Here is a 15,870-nt window from a genome sequence, read left to right as displayed (position 1 = left end):
GCGTTTTGTTGGTGTCCGGGGGTATAGCGGGTAAGGGGTGACGGCGCGTGTTCACGTCGACGCGACTTCCTTACCGGCGCGTACGGCGGGAACGGCGCGGCGCGGTGCCTGGTTCCATGATGAGCGGGAAATCGTGCGTGACACCGGTCACTTTGGTCGGACAAAGCGGACACCATCTTTGTGCACGCGTTCACAAAGACATAGCCTGCTGTCGACGGGGCGGTCTTGGGACGCACGGCCGCCCGCAGCCCCGCTCTACCCGCAGGAGCACCGTGGCAACTGGCCGAACTCACCGACCGGCGACCCGAAGCCGAGGGATTCCCGAGGCCACCGTCGCCCGGCTTCCGCTGTACCTGCGCGCCCTGACCGCGCTCTCCGAGCGCTCGGTGCCCACGGTCTCCTCCGAGGAGCTCGCGGCCGCCGCCGGGGTCAATTCCGCGAAGCTGCGGAAGGACTTCTCGTACCTCGGCTCCTACGGCACCCGGGGCGTCGGCTACGACGTCGAGTACCTCGTCTACCAGATCTCGCGCGAGCTCGGCCTGACGCAGGACTGGCCCGTGGTGATCGTCGGTATCGGTAACCTCGGCGCGGCCCTCGCCAACTACGGCGGCTTCGCCTCCCGCGGCTTCCGGGTCGCGGCCCTGATCGACGCCGACCCGGCGATGGCGGGCAAGCCCGTCGCGGGCATCGCGGTGCAGCACACCGACGAGCTGGAAAAGATCATCACGGATAACGGGGTCTCCATCGGCGTCATCGCCACCCCGGCCGGTGCCGCGCAGCAGGTCTGCGACCGGCTAGTGGCCGCCGGAGTCACCTCGATCCTGAACTTCGCGCCGACCGTCCTCACCGTCCCCGACGGCGTGGACGTCCGCAAGGTGGACCTCTCCATCGAGCTGCAGATCCTCGCCTTCCACGAGCAGCGCAAGGCGGGCGAGGGCACCGAGGCCGAGGTGGAGCAGGCGGCGGCGTCCGTCCGCACCCCCGTGTCCCGTACGGACGCGGGTTCCGAGGGCGGCCGACAGCAGGGGCCGGACGGGGATGTGCCCGCCGTGATGCCGGCATGAGCCTTCTCGTCGTCGGACTGAGCCATCGCAGCGCGCCGGTGAGCGTGCTGGAGCGCGCCGCCCTGACCGCTGACCAGCAGGCGAAGCTGCTCCAGGACACCCTGGCCGCCGAGCCCGCGGCCGAGGCGGCGGTGCTGGCCACCTGCAACCGCATCGAGCTGTACGCCGACGTGGACAAGTTCCACGCCGGTGTCGCCGAGCTGTCCACGCTGCTCGCCCAGCACTCGGGCGTCGGCCTGGACGAGCTCACCCCGTATCTGTACGTGCACTACGAGGACCGCGCCGTCCATCACCTGTTCTCGGTGGCCTGCGGACTGGACTCGATGGTCGTCGGCGAGGGGCAGATCCTCGGCCAGATCAAGGACGCGCTCGCCCTCGGCCAGGAGCTGCACACCGCCGGACGGCTGCTGAACGACCTGTTCCAGCAGGCGCTGCGGGTGGGCAAGCGGGCGCACAGCGAGACCGGGATCGACAAGGCCGGTCAGTCGCTGGTCACCTTCGGCCTGGAGCAGCTCGCCGCCGGTACGCCGGTGACGGACTGGGTGGCGGGCAAGCGCGCGCTGGTCATCGGCGCGGGTTCGATGTCGTCCCTCGCCGCGACGACGCTCGCGCGTGCCGGTGTGGCAGAACTGGTGATCGCCAACAGGACGTTGGAGCGGGCGGAGCGCCTTGCCGACGCCCTTGCCGGGCGCGGGACCGGAGCGGGTACGGCGGGCACGCCGAGCGGCGCGGGCACCTCGGCCGCGGATGCGGCCCGTACGCCGAGCAGCGCCGGCGGCCCCGCGACCCCGGCAGCCGGCGGCGGCCACGCTGCCGTACCGCCCGCCCGCGGTGCCACCCCTGCCGAAACTGTCGCCGGCGCCGACGCGCTGCGCGTGGCCGACATCATCGGCATCGTGCCCGGCGCCGATACCGGTGCCGGTCGGTCTGCTGCCGATGCCACGACTGCCGGCGCCGCTGGAGTCTCGCGGCTGCCGGACGCTGCCGGAACGGCCGGGGCCGCTTGCCCGGTGCACGCGGTCGACGCCACCGCGACCGGTGCCGACGCCCCCGGTGCCAGCGCCTCGTCCGCCGCCCATGCCGCGTCCGCCGCGGCCCCGCTCGTCGCGCGTGCCGTGCCCATCGACGCCGTGGCCGCCGAGCTGCCGCATGCCGAGATCGTCGTGTCCTGCACCGGTGCGACCGGGCTCGTGCTGACCGCTGAGAACCTGCGGACCGCGCTCGTCCGGCGCGCCGCCTGCCCCGGCGGCCGGGATGGGCAGGTCGCCCTGCTCGACCTCGCCATGCCGCGCGACATCGACGCCGCCGTCCACCGGCTGGACGGCGCCCGGCTGGTCGACATCGAGACCCTCGCCGAGGCGTCCGCCGACGCGCCCATGGCCGCCGACGTCGACCGGGTGCGCGGAATCGTCTCCGCAGAGGTCGCCGCGTTCGGGGCCGCCCAGCGCGCCGCCCACATCACCCCGACCGTGGTCGCCCTGCGCACCATGGCCGCCGACGTCGTCGCCAGCGAGATCGCCCGGCTCGACGGGCGCCTCCCCGACCTGGACGACAAGCAGCGCGCGGAGATCACCCAGACCGTGCGCCGCGTCGTCGACAAGCTCCTGCACGCGCCCACCGTGCGGGTCAAGCAGCTCGCGTCCACCCCCGGCGGCGCCGGGTACGCGGACGCGCTGCGGGAACTGTTCGACCTCGACCCGCAGGCGGTCGCCGCCGTCAGCCGGGCCGATCTGAACGTGAATGGAGGGCGGGCATGACCACCGCGGCCTCCCCCGAGAACACCGCGGCCACGCGCGAGAACGCCGCGGCCGCCGTCGACACCGCCTCCGGCGGCACCCCGCTGCGCCTGGGCACCCGGCGCAGCACGCTCGCCATGGCGCAGTCCGGTCAGATAGCGGAGCGGGTGCGCGCGCTGACCGGCCGCCCTGTGGAGCTGGTCGAGATCACCACGTACGGCGACACCTCCCGGGAGTCACTCGCGCAGATCGGCGGCACCGGAGTGTTCGTCTCCGCGCTGCGCGAGGCGCTGTCGCGCGGTGAGATCGACTTCGCCGTGCACTCGCTCAAGGACCTGCCGACCGCCCAGCCCGACGATCTGACGCTGGCCGCGATCCCGCGCCGCGAGGACCCGCGCGACGCCCTCGTCGCCCGCGACGGGCTGACCTTCGAGCAGCTCGCCGCGGACCCCGGCCGGCCCGCCCGGATCGGCACCGGCTCGCCGCGCCGGATGGCGCAGCTCAACGCCTGGGCGCGGTCGCTCGGCGCCGGGCACCTGATCGAGACCGTGCCGATCCGGGGCAATGTCGACACCCGCATCGGATACGTGCGGTCCGGAGAACTCGACGCCGTCGTCCTGGCCGCCGCGGGGCTGACCCGTATCGGCCGGATCGCCGAGGCCACCGAGGTCCTGGACTCCGCCCATGTTCTGCCCGCCCCCGGCCAGGGGGCCCTGGCAGTCGAGTGCCTCGCGATGCACCACGTGCATGGCGCAGCCCTCGCCGCCCGGCTCGCCGAGCTCGACGATCCGCACACGCGGCTCGCCGTGACCGCCGAGCGATCCCTGCTCGCCGCCTTGGAGGCCGGCTGCAGCGCACCTGTGGGTGCGCTGGCCGACCTTTCCCCAAGCTCTCGACTTCGCTCGAGCAGGGGAGGCCCCAAGGCCGACGGTCAGGATTTCACCGAAATGCGCCTGCGTGGCGTCGTCGGCACGACCGACGGCAAGACGCTGGTGCAGCTGTCCACCACCGGTCCCGTACCCGCGTCGCCCGGCGACGCCGCCGCTCTCGGCCGCGAACTCGCCGCCGAGATGCTCGCGAAGGGTGCGGCCGGTCTTATGGGGGAGCGAGCACATTGAACCCCACCGCCCCTAACCACCCCGGCTGCGGGCACGTCACCTTCCTCGGTGCCGGCCCCGGAGACCCCGGACTGCTGACGTTGCGCGCCGTGGAGGCACTCGCCGCCGCGGATGTGCTGATCGCGGATCCGCAAGTGCTCGACGTGGTCCGTACGCATGTCCGTGCGTCCGTCGCCGCGGATGCCCAGGGCACGCCGCGGCAGACCAGCGCTGACGAGGCGTCAAGCATGGCCGGGGTGCCCGTACTCAGGGACACCGCCAATCTTGTCATGACGGCCGCGCGCGGCGGCAAGCGGGTCGTCCGTGCGGTCGCCGGCGACCCCGGCCTGGACGGTGACGCCGCCGAGGAGATGCTGGCCTGCGCCACCGCGGGCATCGCCTTCGAGGTGGTGCCGGGGGTCGCGGCCGCCGTCGGCGTGCCCGCGTACGCCGGTGTGCCGCTGCGGGACGCGCGCGGTGCGGACGTCCGCTTCGTCGACGCCCGTACGGCCGACGACCGCTGCTGGAGCGAGGTCGGGTCCTCGGACGCGACGGCCGTGGTCTCCGCGACCCTGGAGACGGTCGCGGCCGCCGCGGGCGAGCTGGTCGCCGCGGGCCGCAAGCCCGACACCCCGCTGAGCGTGACCGTCGCCGGGACCACGACGCGGCAGCGCACCTGGACCGCGACCCTCGGGACGATCGCCCAGGTGCTCAAGGCCGCCAAGGTGCTGCCGTCACCGGACGGCGCGCAGCAGGTCATAGCCGTGGTCGGCGAGCGCAGCGCGGCCGAGCGGCGCGACCAGCTCTCCTGGTTCGAGTCCAAGCCGCTGTTCGGCTGGAACGTCCTGGTGCCGCGCACCAAGGAGCAGGCCGCCTCGCTCTCCGACCAGCTGCGGTCGTACGGTGCCGTGCCCAGCGAGGTGCCCACCATCGCCGTGGAGCCGCCGCGTACCCCGCAGCAGATGGAGCGCGCGGTCAAGGGCCTGGTCACCGGCCGGTACGAGTGGATCGCCTTCACCAGCGTCAACGCGGTCAAGGCGGTTCGGGAGAAGTTCGAGGAGTACGGCCTGGACGCCCGCGCGTTCGCCGGGATCAAGGTCGCGGCGGTCGGCGAGCAGACCGCCAAGTCGCTGATCGAGTTCGGCGTCAAGCCGGACCTGGTGCCGTCCGGCGAGCAGTCCGCGGCCGGGTTGCTGGAGGACTGGCCGCCGTACGACCCGGTCTTCGACCCGATCGACCGGGTCTTCCTGCCGCGCGCCGACATCGCCACCGAGACCCTGGTGGCGGGCCTGATCGAGCTGGGCTGGGAGGTCGACGACGTCACGGCGTACCGCACCGTGCGCGCCTCGCCGCCGCCGGCCGAGACCCGCGAGGCGATCAAGGGCGGCGGTTTCGACGCCGTGCTGTTCACTTCGTCGAGCACGGTGCGGAACCTCGTCGGCATCGCCGGCAAGCCGCACAATGTCACTGTCATCGCCTGCATCGGCCCGGCCACCGCGAAGACCGCGGAGGAGCACGGCCTGCGGGTGGATGTGCTGTCGCCCGAGCCCTCGGTGCACAAGCTGGCCGAGGCGCTCGCGGAGTTCGGCGCGGCGCGGCGTGCCGCCGCGATCGAGGCCGGGGACCCGGTCACGCGCCCGAGCGAGCGGCGGCCCGGATCGCGTAGGAGGGCACGGAGTTGAGCACGTCGAATGGCACGGCTTACGGACGGTTCCCGGGCGCGAGGCCGCGCCGGCTGCGTACGACACCGGCCATGCGGCGCATGGTCGCCGAGACCCGGCTGCACCCGGCCGAGCTGATCCTGCCCGCCTTCGTGCGGGAGGGCATCAGCGAGCCCGTGCCGCTGGCCGCCATGCCCGGCGTCGTCCAGCACACCCGCGACACGCTGCGGAAGGCCGCGGCGGAGGCGGTCGCGGCGGGCGTCGGCGGCATCATGCTGTTCGGTGTGCCGGAGGAGTCCAAGAAGGACGCCGTCGGCACGCCGGGCACCGACCCCGACGGCATCCTCCAGGTGGCCATCCGGGATGTGAAGGCCGAGGTCGGCGACGACCTGGTCGTCATGTCCGACCTGTGCCTGGACGAGCACACCGACCACGGCCACTGCGGGGTCCTGGACGCCGAAGGACGGGTCGACAACGACGCCACGCTGGAGCGCTACGCCGAGATGGCGCGGGCGCAGGCCGACGCGGGCGTCCACGTGGTCGGCCCCAGCGGCATGATGGACGGTCAGGTCGGGGTCGTCCGCGAGGCGCTGGACGGCATCGGCCGCCACGACGTCTCCATCCTGGCCTACACGGTGAAGTACGCCTCCGCCTTCTACGGCCCGTTCCGCGAGGCGGTCGGCTCGTCGCTCCAGGGCGACCGCAAGACGTACCAGCAGGACCCGGCCAACGCCCGCGAGTCGCTGCGCGAACTGGCGCTGGACCTCGCCGAGGGCGCCGACATGGTCATGGTCAAGCCGGCCCTGCCGTACCTGGACATCCTCGCGCGGATCGCGGACACGGTGGACGTGCCGGTCGCCGCGTACCAGATCTCCGGCGAGTACGCGATGGTCGAGACCGCGGCCGCCAACGGCTGGATCGAGCGCGACCGGGCGATCATGGAGACGCTGACCTCCATCCGCCGGGCGGGCGCGGGCATGATCCTCACGTACTGGGCGACGGAGGTCGCGCAGCGGCTGCGGCGCGGCGAGTAACCGCTTCTCCTGCGGATCTCATGCGAGTATCCGCTTCTCCTGCGGATCTCAGCGGATCTCATGCGAAGGGGCCGCCTGGTCGCACGTGGTGTGCGGCCGGGCGGCCCCTTCGCGTCGGCTACGCCGGCATGGTGACCGGCAGCCGTGCGCAGCGGCGGCAGGCGCGGGCGGAGGCCGCCACCCCGCCGTGTGACGCGGCGGTGAGGACCCCGGCGAGCGCGACCAGCGGCCAGTTGGCGCTCAATGGCGTCGCGGTGGCGAGCATGAGCGCGGAGAACGCCATGGCCACGCTGGCGGTGGTGCCGGTCCACGCGACCGCGAGGGGCAGCCGCCGCGGGGTGGGCAGCCGGCGGGCGAGGGCGCCCGTGGCGGCCAGCGTCGCCAGCGCGAGCAGCGCGGCGGCGGCCGCGACACCGGCCAGTGAGGCGGCCAGCAGCTGGGCCGCGCCCGCGAGTCGCCACGCCCCGCCGTGGCCGGTGGCCCAGATGGGGTACCAGCAGGCGATCAGGAGGGGCACGGTGAGGGCGACGGCCCGGGCGGTGTGCTGGGCCTGAGCGATGGTCAGTTCCCGCTGGCAGCTCGGCACGAGCTCCTCGGCGGTCCCGAACTCGCGCACCGCCTGGTGGACGGCCTGCTGGCGGGGCAGCCCGTCGTCGGTGTACGCCGCCACGGTGTCCGCGAGGCCGTCGCGTATCTCCCCGATCAGCCGGGCCTTGGCCCGGGCCGGTCCGTGCAGGGCGGCGGTCAGGGTCGCGACGTAGCCCTCGACGGGGTCGGCGGCGGGGCCGGTGGCGGTGTCGGCGGCGGCGGTGTCGGTGTCTGCGTGCCGACTGGTGACGTTCACGCGGCCGGCCTTCATATGGCGGTCCGGGGCGGTGCGGCGGGGTTGAGGACCGAGCCGATCGCCGCGGTGAACTCGCTCCACGCCGTCCGCTCGGCGGCCAGGCTGCGCCGCCCCGCGTCGGTGAGTTCGTAGGCGCGCCGCCGCCGTTCGCCGACGGACTGCCAGCTGCTGGCCAGCAGTCCGAGGCGCTCCAGCCGGTTCAAGGCCGGGTAGATCGTGCCCGTGCGCAGCTCCAGCGCGCCCCCGCTGCGGCGCTGGACCGCGGCGATGATCGCGTAGCCGTGCAGCGGACCCGGCTCCAGTACGGCGAGCAACAGCCCGTCCAGGTGCCCTCGCACCGCGTCTGCCCTCATGAGTAGGCAGCCTACCTAAAACTGCCGTAGACAGTGTATGTATTGGTAGCCAACATATCCGCGTGCACATCCGTGTGCTGGCTCTGGCTCGGAGGTCCGCAGTGACCAAGCTGCTGCTGTCCATACACGTCGTCGCGGCGATCCTGCTCGTCGGTTCGATCGCCGTCGCCGCGTCGCTGTTCCCGCGCTATGCGAAGCAGGCGGCGCTTGGCGGGGAGGATTCGGGCGGGCGGGCCGCCGGGGTCGCCGCGTTCCTGCACCGGATCTGCGGCGCCTACGCCGTCGCCGGCGTCACCGTCCCGGTCTTCGGGATCGCGACCGCCTCCGAGCTCGGGGTCCTCACCGACGCCTGGCTGATCACGTCGCTCGTGCTGACCGTGGTCGCCGCGCTGATCCTCGCGCTGGCGATCCTGCCCGACCAGCGGCGTCTGCTGGCGATGACGGAGGACGCGACGCGGGAGGGCGCGACGCGGGAGGGCGCGACGCGGGAGGGCGCGACGACCGAGGACGCGACGCGCGAGGGCGCGACGACCGAGCACGCGGCGGCCAAGGACGGGCTGTCGCCCTTGGCGGCCCGGCTGGCCATGCTCACCGGCATCTTCAACGTCATCTGGACGGTCGTCGTCGTCCTGATGATCTTCCGCCCCGGCTCGACCACAGGAGCGTGAGCCCCGTGCTGCCAGGCCGGTCTCTATCCGCGAACCCCAAGGAGGGTGACATGAAGGACGCAGTGGACGCATTGGATGCATTAGGTGAACTGCCGTTTCCGCGCACCGAGATGGCGCTGAACGCGATGCGATTCGCGAAGGGCATCGAGGATCCGGCGATCTTCAACCACAGCATGCGCACGTACCTCTACGGGCGCTTCCTCGGCGAACAGCGAGGCCTGCGCCCCGACCACGACTACGACGACGAGCTGCTGTTCCTGGGCTGCGTGCTGCACGACGCCGGGCTCAGCCCGGAGGGCAACGGCGATCAGCGGTTCGACCTGGACGGCGCCGACGTGGCGGCCCGCTTCCTCACCGAGCAGGGAGTGTCATCCGAGCGGGTCGAGGTCGTATGGGACGCGATCGCGCTGCACCTGACCTACGAGGTCGCCATGCGCAAGCGCCCCGAGATCGCGCTGGTGACGTCCGGCGCCGGATACGACCTCGGCGTCGAGGGGCCCGCCCTCCCGGACGGCTACGCGGACCGTGTCCACGCCGTGCTGCCGCGCCTGCACGCCGCGGCCGTGCTCCACGACGCGATCGTCGGCCAGGCACTCGACAAGCCGCACAAGGCGCCGCCGTTCAGCGTGCCCGGCGAGCTGGTCCGCCAGGAGACCCAGGCGGCCTGGCCCACCTGGAGGGAGCTGATGACCCAGGCCCCCAGCTGGGGCGACTACGACGGCTACCGGCCGGAGAGGTGAGCGCGGGGAACGGCCAGGAACGGCCGGGAGCGGCTAGAAACGTCTAGGGAACGGCCAGGGGCCTGGCCGCACGCATGGGTTGTGCGGCCAGGCCCCTCGGTATACGTACGGCTCAGCCGGCGTGGGCGACGTCCACGATCAGGCGGTCACCGGACTGGGTCACCCGGAACGGCAGCTTCGCGCGGGTCCCGACACCGACCTGGGTCTGGCCCTCGAAGCTCGCTCCGTACTTGGTGTCCTTGAAGGTCTTGTAGCCCTTGATGTCCACGCCCGGCAGCGGCTTCCCGGCCCGGCCCGGGTAGGTCTCGTTGCCGTCGACGTAACTCGGCGCGTTGACGTAGATCTGGAGGATGGCCCCGCCCTTGACGGGGATCTCCTCGCCGGAGCCGTCCTGGTAGAACTTGGGGACGTAGCCGACGTGGTAGCCGGCCTTGCCGGCGGCCGCGCCCTTGATGTCGAAGACTATGCGGTCGAAGCAGTCGTGCTTGCCGGTGCGGATGCCGGTCAGCGAGTCGCCGGCGGCGTCCGTGCGCGACTTCTCGCCCTTGCCCCAGTTCGTCGCGCAGGCCACGGAGCCCTTGGCCGCGCCGTCGCCGAGCGTGACGGCCCCCGCCGTCCCGGCCACCCCCGCGACTCCGGCGCCCGCCAGCATGACCGCCGCCAGCGCAGTGCCCCACCGTCGCATGAATTACCCCCAGAAAGGATTGTGTGCAGGTACGTGAGGTGAGACGGCCCGTCGGGCGACGGGGTTGTGTCGCCGTCGGCTTTCGGTCAGCGGGGTGGCGAATGTGGCGCGAAACGCCGGGCGTTGATCGCCGGGCGACCGTTCGTGGACACGGTTAGTACGGACAGCAGAGGGAAGTCGAGAAGGCCGGGAAGACCGCTGCCGTCGTCGGGGGAACGCATGGAACCAGCCGCCATCGCCATCCGCATCGCCTCAAGCGCCGTCATGCCGCTGGTGCGGAAGCTGTTCGTACAGGAGGGGCCCGGAGCCGGGATCGTGGAGCGGGCGGTGCGGATCTCCTCGCTGGTCTCGTTCCGCGGGGAGCAGCGCACCTTGAGCGAACGGGACCTGACCGCACTCGCCGGCACGCTCGTCGATCGGGCGCTGGACTCCGCGGCGCCCGGGGAGCGGCCGATCGCGGCCGACGAGACGCGGGCGGTCGCGGAGGCGCTCGCCCGTACGCTGTGCGCGCTCGGGACCATCGACCTGGAGGACGCGCACGCCGTACGGCTCGGGCACCAGGCGTTCGCCCGGCGGCTGAGGGCCGCGGCGCCCGGGGCGGAACGCGAACTCTCCGCCGACGGGGCGCGTTTCCATGCCGCTCTGGTGGAGGCCGCCTGCCTGCACATCCTGCATTTCTTCACCCAGCGGTCCACCTTCGTCGCCGCGACGCTGGTCGCGCAGACCCGCGATCTGGCGCAGATCCGGGCCCGGGTGGACGAGCTGGTCCGGCGGCACCCGGGGCAGTCGGCCGAGGACGCGTCGTTCGAGGAGCGGTACGCGGGCGACATCGTCACCAGCCACAATCACCTGACCATCTACGGCATCGACCTGGCGCACTCGCCCGACAGCTGGTCGCTGGAGACCGCATACCTCGGCCTGGAGGCGGAGATCGGGCAGCCACCCACCGAGGGGCAGGGCGGTGCCGAGGGGGAGGGCGGCGCCGAGGGGCGCGGCGGTACGGGCCCGCAGCCTGTGCTCCCCGCCGAACAGGCACTCTCCGGACGGGACCGGGTGCTGCTCCGCGGCGTCGCCGGTTCCGGAAAGACGACCCTCGTGCAGTGGCTGGCGGTCGCCGTCGCCCGCGGTGAGCTGCCCAAGGCGCTGGAGACGCTGCGCGGGCGGGTCCCGTTCGTGCTGCCGGTGCGCCGCTTCAGCCAGGGCCACGGCGGCCGCGACGGCTTCCCCGTACCGGAGGAGTTCCTGTCCGCCGTGCGCTATCCGCGCGCCGGCGCCCAGCCGCGCGGCTGGGCCGAGCGGGTAATGGCCCAGGGGCGCGCGCTGCTGCTCGTGGACGGGATCGACGAGGCCCCCGAAGGCGACCGCGAGCGGCTGCGGCGCGAACTGGGCCGCATGCTCGCGCACTACCCGGGCAATGTGTGGCTGGTGACCTCGCGGCCCTCCGCCGTGCGAGAGAACTGGCTGACCTCGGAGGGCTTCGTGGAGCTGCGGCTGGCCCCGCTCAGCCGCGAGGGGGTCACCGCGTTCATCCAGCGCTGGCACGCGGCGGCCCGCGAGGAGGACGCCACCGACCTGGACCGGATCGACCACTACGAGCAGACACTGCTCCGCGCGGTGCGGATCACCCGGGACCTGGGCCGCCTCGCCACCAATCCGCTGATGTGCGGGCTGATCTGCGCCCTGCACCGGGACCGGCGCGGCTATCTGCCGCGCGGGCGCAAGGCCCTGTACGACGCGGCGCTGTCGATGCTGCTGGAGCGGCGCGACCGCGAGCGCGACATGCACACCACCGACGGCATCGACCTCACCCAGGAGCCCAAGGTCCAGCTCCTCCAGAAGCTCGCGTACTGGATGCTGGTCAACGGGCGCTCCGAGATGGACCGTACGGTCGCGATCGACACCCTCGCCCAGCACCTGCCCGCCATTCCGCACGCCGCGGAACAAGGCGGCCCCGAGGACATCTACCGCCATCTGCTCAACCGCACCGGGCTGCTGCGCGAGCCCACCCCCGGCTCGGTGGACTTCGTGCACCGCACGTTCCAGGACTATCTCAGCGCGCGGGCGGCCGTCGAGCGGCACGACTTCGACTTCCTCATCAACCATGCCCACCAGGACGACTGGGAGGAGGTCGTCCGCATGTCGGTGGCGCTGGCCAGGCCCGACGAGTGCGCATATCTGCTGGACGGGCTGCTGGCGGCGCGCAAGGGCGTCCGGCCGGTGGAGTCGCGGCACCGCAAGCTGCTGGCGGCCGCCTGTCTGGAGCACGCCACCGAGCTGGATCCGGGGGTCCGGGCCCGCGTCCATCGCTACACCCGCGACCTGGTGCGGCCCACCTCGCTGGAGGGCGCACGGGCGCTCGGCTGGATCGGGGCGATCGTGCTGGAGATGCTGCCCGACCCGGTCGACGTCTCCGAGGCGGAGGCGCACCGGCTCGCGGTCACCGCGACCTCGGTGGCCGACGACCGCGCGATCGACTACCTCACCCGCTTGCGGGACCACCCCTCCTGGACGGTCCGCAGCACGCTGGCGGGCGCCTGGCGGCGGTACGACACCGACCGCTACGCCGACGAGATCATCGCCCATCTCGACCCGGACGAGCTGGAGTTCCCCGTCTCCAGCCTGGAGGAGCTGCACGCGCTGCGCCGCCTCGGCGGGCGGCCGTGTGTGCAGGTCACCGGGGCGCTGGGCCCGGCCCAGCTGGTCGAGGGCATCGTGGCGGACTCACTGACGTATCTGTGGCTCATGCACGACGTGGGCGAACACATGGCGTGGCTCGGCGCCTTCCCCAACCTCGCCACCCTCCAGGTCCCGGCCACGCAGCGGGTGACGGGCGTTCCGGAGGGCGTCCAAGTCATCCACGGATGACGACGTGCCTGTGCCGGGCGGCTCACCGGCAGCCGTGTCGCTCGCGGAACTCCTCGTCGGGGGCGAGGGAGAGTTCTTCCGGGATACGGAAGGAGCGGGCGGGAAGGCCGGGCCATGGCGCAGCCGCCCGTCTTTGGCCGTCAGTACGGATTCGTCACGACGTCGCCCCGGTCCAGGCGGCCTCCGCCGCCGCCACCGCCGCGCCCGCGTCGCCCCGTAGCCCCGCCGTCCGCAGTGCGCCCGCCAGCGCCGACAGGGTCCGTACGACGGTCTCCAGGGACGCGTCCGGACCGTAGTGGTTCACCCGGATCATCTCCTTGGCCAGGGCGCCGCCGCCCGCCACCAGGGGCAGGAAGTCGGTCGACGCCGACGCCACCAGGTCGTGTGCGTCCAGCGCGTCGGGGACGCGCAGCGTCGTCGCCACCGGGGCGGCGGCGCGGGCCTCGGTGACGTACGGACGCAACCGGTCCGCGTCCGACGTGCCGCCGTCGGCCAGCGCCAGCGTTCCCGCGCGGGTCGCGGCCGCCGCCGCGCGGTGCCGGGTGATGGCCGCCGCCAGGCCGCCCGTGGCCTCGATGCGGTCGATCGACGCCTCCAGCGCCAGCATCTCCAACTGGGCCGGGGCATGCGGCAGTACCGCCCGGCCGGTGTCGATCCAGCGCTCCTTCCAGTCCAGCAGGGAGAGGTAGGAGCGGCGCGGGGCGCGCGGGTTGGCGCGGATACGGTCCCAGGCCCGGTCGCTGACCGACACCGCCGAGACGCCCGCCGGGCCGCCCATGGCCTTCTGCGCGCCGATCACGCACAGGTCCACGCCCCACGCGTCGGTCTCCAGCGGCTCGGCCGCGACCGAGGCGACGGCGTCGAGCATGAGGAGGGCGCCGTGCTCGCGCACCACCTCGGCGATCTCCGCGACGGGGTTGGTGTTGCCGGTGGCGGCCTCGGCGTGGACGAGGGAGACCAGCTCGGTGCCGGGGTGTTCGGCGAGTGCGGCGGCGACGCGCTCGGCGGAGACGGCCGTGTCGTACGGCACCTCGATGTCCACGACCGTGGCGCCGCAGTCCCGCAGCCAGCCGCCGAACGTCTGCCCGTACGGGCCGGTGATGACGTTGAGCGCGGTCGCGCCGGGGCGCGCGGCACTGCGGATGCAGCCTTCCAGCGGCAGCAGCGCCTCGCCCTGCATGACGATCACGTCGGCGTCGGTGCGCAGCACCCCGGCGACCCGCCGTTCGATGGCGGCGAAGCGGTCGGCGGTCAGCGGCGGCTGGTCGAGGAGGAGGGCGTGGGCGTCGGACACGGTGGCTCACTTCATACGGTCGGCGGGCGGGCGCCACCGGGCCGGGACGGCCGCCGGGCGCCTCGGCCGAGCGTACAGCGCGCGAGAGTGCGGCGCGGGCCGTCGCGCGCTGTCGGTGCACGCTGGGGGAGTACGGCCCGAGCCCGCGCGCGGTAGTGCTAACCCCCCTAACAAGACGGGAGTTGGCAGGATGGGAGCCCGCCCGCCGGTCCGGGACGCTGATCACATGCGAATCGACAGACGCAAGGCAGCTCTCGTCTCCACGCCGGTCCTGGCCGCGTCCCTGCTCGCGACCATCGTCGCGACGGCACCGGCCGCCGGTGCCAACGACACGGCCCACGGCACCCGTACAGGCGCAGCCCATGCCACCGGTACAGGCGCTGCCTCCGCCGCCCCCGACTGGAAGCCGTGCACCGGCGACGACCTCGACCCCCGGCAGGAGTGCGCCACCATCTCCGTGCCGCTGGACTACGCCAAGCCGCGTGGCGAGCAGATCACGCTCGCGATATCCCGCGTGCGCAGCGAGCGGCCGCAGGCGCGGCGGGGCACGCTGCTGCTGATACCCGGCGGGCCGGGCGGTTCCAGCATCGACGGGCCGTCCACGACCGGGAAGAAGCTGCCGCAGTCCGTGCGGGACGCGTACGACATCGTGGGGTTCGACCCGCGCGGCATGGGCGGCAGCACACCGGTCACCTGCGGACTGGGCCATGACGACCTGGCCTTGGTGAACCTGCGGCCGTGGCCCGACGCGGACGGCGGCATCGAGCGGAACGCGACCACCGGCCGTCGGCTCGCCGAGGCCTGCGCGCGCAACGGCGGACCGGTGCTGCGCAGCATCAGCACGGCCAACGAGGCGCGGGACATCGACCGCATCCGGCAGGCGCTGGGGGAGCGGAAGCTGTCGGCGTGGGGCGAGTCGTACGGGACGTACGCGGGCGCCGTGTACGCGCAGATGTTCCCGGGCCGCACCGACCGCTGGGTGCTGGACAGCAACGACGACCCGGACCCGAAGCGGGTGGCGCGCGGCTGGCTGGCGAACAAAGCCACCGGGGTGGAGGACGCGTTCCCCGACTTCGCGGCGTGGGCCGCCGCCCCGGACAATCCACACCGGCTCGCCGATTCGGCGGCGGAGGTCCGGCCGCTGTTCCTGAAGCTGGCCGCCCGGCTGGACCGCGAGCCGATCCCGTGGCCGGGCGCCAACCCCGCCGAGCTCAACGGCAACGTGCTGCGCCAGAGCCTGATGGAGGCTCTGGACTCCAAGACCCACTTCCCCGCCCTGGCCCAGCTGATACGCGCGGCCCGCGACGGCTCGCCGCTGCCCGCGCCGAACACCCCGCCGGACGAGGCGATGCAGAACACCACCGCGGTCTCGGTCGCGACCATATGCAACGACGTGAGCTGGCCGACGTCGATACCGGGCTACCAGCGGGCTGTCGCGGAGAGCCGCAAGTCCCATCCGCTCACCGCCGGTATGCCGGTGAACGTGTCGCCGTGCTCCTTCTGGCCGTACGCGCCGAAGGAGAAGCCCGTCCGCATCACCCCCGACGGCCCGTCGAACGTGCTGATGATCCAGAACCGGCGCGACCCGTCCACGCCGCTGGCCGGGGCACTGAGGATGCGTGAGGCGTTCGGCGGCCGGGCGCGCATGGTGACCGTGGACGCGGTGGGCCACGGCGTGTACCGGGCCAACGGCAACGCGTGCGGGGATGCCACGGTCACCGACTTCCTGGTCCACGGCAAGCGCCCGGCACGGGACATGGCCTGCCCCGCGGAGTGACGGCGTCTGGGGCGCACACGGCGTAGGCCCCGCCGTCACAGGGGAGCGGCGG

At 73.2% G+C, this 15,870-nt stretch carries 13 protein-coding genes; 9 read left to right on the top strand and 4 right to left on the bottom strand.

The genetic code is table 11. From position 1 onward, the window contains the following. Positions 1 to 272: 272 nt before the first annotated feature. Genes ACQUSR_RS14015 through hemB form a run of 5 tightly spaced genes read left to right on the top strand, consistent with a single transcriptional unit; the run spans position 273 to position 6,592 of the window. Positions 273 to 1,064 carry a redox-sensing transcriptional repressor Rex gene (locus tag ACQUSR_RS14015; protein ID WP_431042898.1) on the top strand — a complete coding sequence of 264 codons (792 nt, stop codon included), beginning with the start codon at positions 273 to 275 and terminating at the stop codon, positions 1,062 to 1,064. Continuing rightward, complete coding sequence (gene hemA / locus ACQUSR_RS14010; RefSeq protein ID WP_431042897.1) at positions 1,061 to 2,821, top strand: glutamyl-tRNA reductase; 1,761 nt, start codon at positions 1,061 to 1,063, stop codon at positions 2,819 to 2,821. The genes ACQUSR_RS14015 and hemA overlap by 4 nt, the downstream gene beginning before the upstream one ends. After that, complete coding sequence (hemC, locus tag ACQUSR_RS14005) at positions 2,818 to 3,918, top strand: hydroxymethylbilane synthase (protein WP_431042896.1); 1,101 nt, start codon at positions 2,818 to 2,820, stop codon at positions 3,916 to 3,918. Before hemA ends, hemC begins: the two co-directional genes overlap by 4 nt. Further along, positions 3,915 to 5,579 carry a uroporphyrinogen-III synthase gene (locus ACQUSR_RS14000; protein WP_431042895.1) on the top strand — a complete coding sequence of 555 codons (1,665 nt, stop codon included), beginning with the start codon at positions 3,915 to 3,917 and terminating at the stop codon, positions 5,577 to 5,579. The genes hemC and ACQUSR_RS14000 overlap by 4 nt, the downstream gene beginning before the upstream one ends. After that, positions 5,576 to 6,592 (top strand): porphobilinogen synthase, encoded by a 1,017-nt coding sequence (gene hemB / locus ACQUSR_RS13995; RefSeq protein ID WP_431042894.1) that lies wholly within the window; start codon positions 5,576 to 5,578, stop codon positions 6,590 to 6,592. Before ACQUSR_RS14000 ends, hemB begins: the two co-directional genes overlap by 4 nt. Positions 6,593 to 6,710: 118 nt before the next feature. On the opposite strand, the gene ACQUSR_RS13990 is transcribed toward hemB, so the two are convergent. Beyond that, the gene (locus tag ACQUSR_RS13990; RefSeq protein ID WP_431042893.1) at positions 6,711 to 7,436 is read right to left on the bottom strand and encodes a permease prefix domain 1-containing protein; all 726 of its coding nucleotides are present in this window, start codon (positions 7,434 to 7,436) and stop codon (positions 6,711 to 6,713) included. Between the two features lie 11 nt (positions 7,437 to 7,447). Next, positions 7,448 to 7,789 carry a PadR family transcriptional regulator gene (locus tag ACQUSR_RS13985; protein WP_431042892.1) on the bottom strand — a complete coding sequence of 114 codons (342 nt, stop codon included), beginning with the start codon at positions 7,787 to 7,789 and terminating at the stop codon, positions 7,448 to 7,450. A gap of 101 nt (positions 7,790 to 7,890) precedes the next feature. Between ACQUSR_RS13985 and ACQUSR_RS13980 the strand changes: the two genes are divergently transcribed. Next, positions 7,891 to 8,457: a hypothetical protein gene (locus tag ACQUSR_RS13980; protein WP_431042891.1), complete on the top strand. Its 567-nt coding sequence runs from the start codon at positions 7,891 to 7,893 to the stop codon at positions 8,455 to 8,457. 50 nt (positions 8,458 to 8,507) lie between these two features. Further along, entirely contained in the window at positions 8,508 to 9,197 is a 690-nt protein-coding gene (locus ACQUSR_RS13975; protein WP_431042890.1) for an HD domain-containing protein, read from the top strand. Between the two features lie 112 nt (positions 9,198 to 9,309). Here the strand turns inward: ACQUSR_RS13975 and ACQUSR_RS13970 are convergent, their stop codons facing one another. After that, on the bottom strand, positions 9,310 to 9,882 hold the full coding sequence (locus ACQUSR_RS13970; protein ID WP_431042889.1) for an AMIN-like domain-containing (lipo)protein: 573 nt from the start codon (positions 9,880 to 9,882) through the stop codon (positions 9,310 to 9,312). Between the two features lie 219 nt (positions 9,883 to 10,101). Between ACQUSR_RS13970 and ACQUSR_RS13965 the strand changes: the two genes are divergently transcribed. Then, positions 10,102 to 12,747, top strand: a complete 2,646-nt coding sequence (locus ACQUSR_RS13965) for an NACHT domain-containing protein (RefSeq protein ID WP_431042888.1) — start codon at positions 10,102 to 10,104, stop codon at positions 12,745 to 12,747. 154 nt (positions 12,748 to 12,901) lie between these two features. Here the strand turns inward: ACQUSR_RS13965 and ACQUSR_RS13960 are convergent, their stop codons facing one another. Then, positions 12,902 to 14,041, bottom strand: a complete 1,140-nt coding sequence (locus ACQUSR_RS13960; RefSeq protein ID WP_431042887.1) for a pyridoxal-phosphate-dependent aminotransferase family protein — start codon at positions 14,039 to 14,041, stop codon at positions 12,902 to 12,904. A gap of 226 nt (positions 14,042 to 14,267) precedes the next feature. Here ACQUSR_RS13960 and ACQUSR_RS13955 point away from each other — a divergent pair, with 226 nt between their 5' ends. Further along, complete coding sequence (locus tag ACQUSR_RS13955; RefSeq protein ID WP_431042886.1) at positions 14,268 to 15,818, top strand: alpha/beta hydrolase; 1,551 nt, start codon at positions 14,268 to 14,270, stop codon at positions 15,816 to 15,818. Positions 15,819 to 15,870 lie beyond the last annotated feature (52 nt).

The organism is Streptomyces sp. P1-3 (assembly GCF_050613155.1).
Taxonomy (GTDB): domain Bacteria; phylum Actinomycetota; class Actinomycetes; order Streptomycetales; family Streptomycetaceae; genus Streptomyces.
This window is presented reverse-complemented; position numbering and strand designations above follow the sequence as displayed.